Origin of the sequence: Promicromonospora kroppenstedtii DSM 19349, assembly GCF_000515355.1 — a bacterium.
Classification (GTDB): Bacteria; Actinomycetota; Actinomycetes; order Actinomycetales; family Cellulomonadaceae; genus Promicromonospora; species Promicromonospora kroppenstedtii.
Genome location: NZ_KI911635.1, coordinates 21,647 through 26,659, shown reverse-complemented (window position 1 = coordinate 26,659; position 5,013 = coordinate 21,647). Strand labels below are relative to the sequence as shown.

General features: G+C 69.7%; 4 protein-coding genes and 1 pseudogene. 1 reads left to right on the top strand and 4 read right to left on the bottom strand.

The annotated features are described in order from the left end of the window. The 4 genes from PROKR_RS07295 to PROKR_RS07280 form a co-directional block, all read right to left on the bottom strand. A partial coding sequence (locus PROKR_RS07295) for a family 43 glycosylhydrolase (protein WP_211240055.1) occupies positions 1-1,131 on the bottom strand: 1,131 nt, incomplete at its 3' end. 312 nt (positions 1,132-1,443) lie between these two features. After that, on the bottom strand, positions 1,444-2,280 hold the full coding sequence (locus PROKR_RS07290; protein ID WP_036961309.1) for a carbohydrate ABC transporter permease: 837 nt from the start codon (positions 2,278-2,280) through the stop codon (positions 1,444-1,446). Between the two features lie 2 nt (positions 2,281-2,282). After that, complete coding sequence (locus tag PROKR_RS07285; RefSeq protein ID WP_036961306.1) at positions 2,283-3,230, bottom strand: carbohydrate ABC transporter permease; 948 nt, start codon at positions 3,228-3,230, stop codon at positions 2,283-2,285. Next, positions 3,227-4,576 (bottom strand): ABC transporter substrate-binding protein, encoded by a 1,350-nt coding sequence (locus tag PROKR_RS07280; protein WP_483823632.1) that lies wholly within the window; start codon positions 4,574-4,576, stop codon positions 3,227-3,229. Before PROKR_RS07280 ends, PROKR_RS07285 begins: the two co-directional genes overlap by 4 nt. A gap of 201 nt (positions 4,577-4,777) precedes the next feature. Here PROKR_RS07280 and PROKR_RS34210 point away from each other — a divergent pair. Continuing rightward, positions 4,778-5,013: pseudogene (locus tag PROKR_RS34210) on the top strand (sugar-binding transcriptional regulator); the annotation flags it as partial.

Sequence of the window (5,013 nt, the reverse complement as noted above, 5' to 3'; positions counted from 1 at the left end):
GAACGGCCCGGCGTCCGGTTCGGCGCCGACCACGACGTCGCCGTCGGCCCGCCACCCGGCCAGTGAGCCGTCCGCGAACGTGGTGGCGACGGCGCCGTCGGTCACCGGGGCACGTTGCGGGCCGGACGACGGCCCGGCACCCGCGTTGACCACGGGCCAGCCGTCGATCCAGTCGAGCCGGTCGATCATGAGCGGGCGCTTGCTCAGGTTGAGCACGCCGTTGCGGGTCTCGACGGGCGGGAAGTCGGGGTCGGCCTCCGGTATCGCGTGGTACGCCATCCAGTCCTGGCCCGCCAGGTCGGTGATCACCGAGTGGTGCCCGGGCCCCGCAAACCCGTCACCGTTGGAGGTCAGCACGTAGCCGCCCTTGCTCGACTCCGCCATGAGGTCGACGCCGTCGTCGTCCAGGAAGGGGCCGCGCGGGCTCTCGCTGCGACCCACCTTGACGGTGTACCCGCTGTAGGCACCCTCGCAGCACCCGGCGTCGGAGTACATCAGGTAGTAGAGATCGTCATGGCGCACCACGTAGGCACCCTCCATGCGGCGGCCCTGCGCCACCTGGGTCACGGGCCCGGTCAGCTCGTGTGCGCCAGGCGTCAGCTCCGAGACGCAGACGACGTCGTAGCTGCCCCAGTACAGGTAGGGCGTGCCGTCGTCGTCGGTGAACAGGGCCTGGTCGATGTTGCCGGTGGGGCAGCCGGCGATCGGCGCCGACGGGACCAGCAGCTCGTCGCGGTGCGTCCACGGGCCGGTGGGCGTCGGGGCGGTGGCCACGGCGAGCCCGCCCGTGGAGAGCCCGTAGGTGAGCAGGTACTCGCCGTCGACGTACCGGATGTCGGGCGCCCAGGCGCGAGAGTTGTCGCGCCAGGTGGCCGGGACCTCGTCGGGCTGGATCACCTCGCCCGCGTACTCCCAGGTCACCAGGTCGGTGGAGCGCAGGATCGGCAGGATGCGCTCCCCCGGCTCGCCCTGGCTGTTGAACACCGGGTTCTGGGTGCCGTACGCGTACCAGGCGCCGTCCTTGCCGCGGATCACGGCGGGGTCGGGGAAGGTGTCGGTGACCCCGGCGGTGACGGGGTTCGCGTAGGTGGTCGGCCGGCCGTCCGGACCGACGGCGGTCGCGGCGGCCACGGGCGCGGCGACAGGAGGTGCGAGGCCGTCGTCATCGGCCACGGCCAACGGCAGCGGGGCGAGCCCCGCGGCCAGCACTACCGCGGCGACGACCGCGACACATCCGGTTCGGACAGGTCTCCGTCGATCTGATCCAAGGCGCATGCCCCCATCGAACGAGCGCCGATTTTCTCCGGCAAGTACCCGACAGAAAAAGTAGGAAACTCGCCGGCGCCGACGGAAGGTGCGCTTCTACCCAGCGCTTGGGCCCAGAAGTCACGTGAGTTCTGGGCCCAATCGCTGGGTAGAAGCGCACCCCAACCAAGCAACTAACTACTTGATGGCGCCCATCGACAGGCCGCGCACCAGCTGCTTCTGCGCGATCCAGCCCGCCAGGATCACCGGCAGCGACGCCAGCAGCGCGGCCGCGCACAGCCGCGCCAGGAACAGCCCCTCGCTCGTCATGGTCGACACGATGAGCACGGGCACCGTCGCCGCCCGCGAGGCGGTGAGGTTCAGGGCGAAGAAGAACTCGTTCCACGAGAAGATCACGCAGATCAGCGCCGTCGCGGCGATGCCGGGGGCCACCATCGGGATGAGCACGGACCGCAGGGTCCGCATCAGCCCGGCGCCGTCGACGGACGCCGCCTCCAGCACCTCCCCGGGCACCTCCAGGAAGAACGAGCGCATCATCCACACCGCGATGGGCAGGTTCATCGCGGTGTACAGGACCACCAGGGTCCAGATGTTGTCGAGCACCTTGAGCTGCCCGGCCACCACGTAGATCGGCACGATGACGGCCACCACCGGCAGCATCTTGGTCGAGATGAAGAAGAACAGCACGTCGCTGACCTTCTCCACCGGCCGGATCGACAGCGCGTACGCCGCCGGGATGCCCAGCAGCAGCACCAGCACCGTCGAGACGCCGGTCGCGATGGCCGAGTTGGCCACGTAGACGCCGGAACCGCCCTCGATCACGGCGCGGAACTGGTCGAGCGTCGGCGTGAAGAACCACGTGGGCGGGTCGGACGCCGCCTGGTTCTCCTGCTTGAAGGCCGTGGCCGCCATCCAGGCGACCGGGAAGAAGAAGGCGAGCGCCAGCAGCCAGGTCAGCGTGGTCAGCACACCACCGGTGGTGCGACGGCGGTACGCACGCGTCGTGTCGGACATGCTCACTCCTTGACCTCGAAGCTGCGGAAGATGAGGCGCAGCGCGGCCGAGGCCACGATGATCGTGGCGATCACGACGACGACGCCCATGGCGGCGGCCTGCCCGATGTCGAAGCCGAGGAACGCGCGCTGGTAGATGTAGAACGGCAGGTTGGCGCTGGCGGTACCGGGCCCGCCCGCCGTCATGAGGTAGATCTGGTCGAACGTGTTGACCACGTAGATGACGCCGAGCAGCACGCCCAGCTCGATGTACCGGCGCAGGTGCGGCAGCGTGATCGAGCGGAAGGTGCGCCACGGGCCGGCGCCGTCGACCGACGCGGCCTCCAGCACGTCCTTGGCCTGGGCCTGGAGGCCGGCGAGCACGAGCAGCATCATGAACGGCGTCCACTGCCAGACCAGCGCCATCAGGATGGCGATGATCGGATAGGTCGACGTCCAGTCGACCGCCTCGATGCCGAACAGCCCGAGCGTCCAGTTCAGCAGGCCGTAGGTGGGGTTGAGCAGCGCGACGGACCACAGGACCGACGTCGCCACCGGCATCACCAGGAACGGTGTGATGAGCATGGTGCGGGCCACGCCCCGGCCGAGGAAGGGCCGGTCCAGCAGCAGCGCCAGCACGATGCCGAGCACCATCGCCACGAGCACGCAGCCGAGCGTGATGACCACGGAGTTCAGCGCCGTCTGGCGGAACGTCGAGTCCTGGGCGATGTCCACGTAGTTGGACAGGCCCACGAAGATGTCCTCGCCGGGCCGCAGCAGGTTCTGCCCGCGCAGCGAGTACCAGATGGTCACCAGGAACGGCAGCTGCGTGACGATCACGGTGAAGATCAGCGCGGGCAGGAGCGGGCCGCGGCGCCGCCACCCCTCGGCCTTGCTGATCGTGCGCTCCGCCGCGGCGGCGCGGGCGGCCCGGCGCGAGCCTTCGAGCCGGTCGATGGTCGAGGTGCTCATTGCCCCTCCTGGGCCCGGTAGGTCTCCGCCACGGTTTCGGCGTAGCGCTGGGACTGTGCGATGGCCTCGTCCACGGTCACCTGGCCGGCGATGGCCGCGGACATCTGCTGGCCCACGCGGGTGCCGAGGTCCTGGAACTCGGGGATGCCCACGAACTGGATGCCCGGATAGGGCACGGGGTGGGTCATCGCGGACTCCTGGGTGGCCCCGTTCATCGACTCCAGGGTCGCGTCGGCGTACGCCTGCGAGACCTCGGCGTACTCGGGGATCTCGTAGGTGGACAGCCGGCTGCCCGGGGGCACCCGCTCCCAGCCGATCTCCTCGCCGACGGTCCTGATGTACTCCTTGTTCGTCATCCAGGAGACGAAGTCCCAGGCGGCGTCCTTGTGCTCGCTGGTGGACGGGATGGCGAGCGACCAGCTGTACAGCCAGCCCGCCGTACCGGTCTCGGCCACGGGCGCGGGCGCGTAGCCCACCTTGCCCGCCACCGTGGACGATGCCGGGTCCTCGATGGAGGACACCATCGACGTCGCGTCGTACCACATGGCCGACTGGCCCTGGGCGAACCGGGTGAGGCAGTCGCCGAACCCGGACGTCGCGGCGCCCGGCTGGCCGGAGGTCCGCACGGTGTCGATGTAGGTCTCGATGGCCTCGCGGCTCTCGGGCGAGTCGAGGGTGGCGTTCCAGTCCTCGTCGAACCAGCCGCCACCGAAGGTGTTGATCGCGGTGCTCATCGGCGCCATGACCTCGCCCCAGCCGGCCAGGCCGCGCAGGCAGATGCCCGAGAAGTCCTCCGCGGGCTCGTTCAGCTCCGCGGCCAGCTCCCGCACCTCGTCCCAGGTCGGGTTGGCGGGCATCTCCAGCCCCGCCTCCTCGAACAGGTCGGCGCGGTAGGCCAGGAACGACGACTCGCCGTAGAACGGCACGGAGTACATGTCTCCGTCGCTCGACAGGGCCTCACGGACGCTCGGGACGAAGTCCTCCGCGTCGTACCCCTCGGTGTCGTCGATGTACGGCTGGAGGTTCTCGATCCAGCCGTTCTCGGCCCACATCGGCGTCTCGTAGTTGGAGATCATGACGACGTCGAACTCGCCGCCGCCGGTCGCCACGGACGCCGTGATCTTGGCGCGGGCCTCGTTCTCCGGCAGCGACACGAACCGCACGTCCACGCCCGGGTGGGCGGCGCGGAACTCGTCCTGCAGAGAGATCGCGTCCTGCATCTGCGGGTTGGACACGATCGCCACGACGATCTGCTCGCCCTCGCCGCCGGCCACGGCGCCCGCCCCGGCACAGCCGGACAGGGCCAGCGCGACGGTGGCCGTCGCCGCCACGGCGGTCGCCCTCACCGAAACACCCGGCGCCGACTTACCCCTCGGAGGTCGGAACATCCTCGTCCTCTCCTGCGGCATCTCCGCCACGCTCATTTGAGAAATTGAAACTGCTCATCTGCATCCGCAGAGTAGTTGGGTATGCTCAGGTGAGCAAGGCCCCCCGCTCAGAAGTCGCTCGATCAGCCCCGCCGCCGCCTGCGGGAGTGAGGAACGCAGGTGACCCAGAACGACTCGAATCTCATGGTCGAGGTGAGCACCGACTACTACCTCGACGGCAAGTCCAAGGTGGAGATCGCGCGCGACCGTGGCATCTCCCGCTTCCAGGTCGCCCGCCTGCTCGCGCAGGCCCGGGAGCAGGGCGTGGTGCGCATCGAGATCACGGCGCCCCAGGTCGACGGCGAGCGCGGCGCCCGGCTGGCCGCCCGCCTCGGCGCGCGCGAGATCCTGATCGC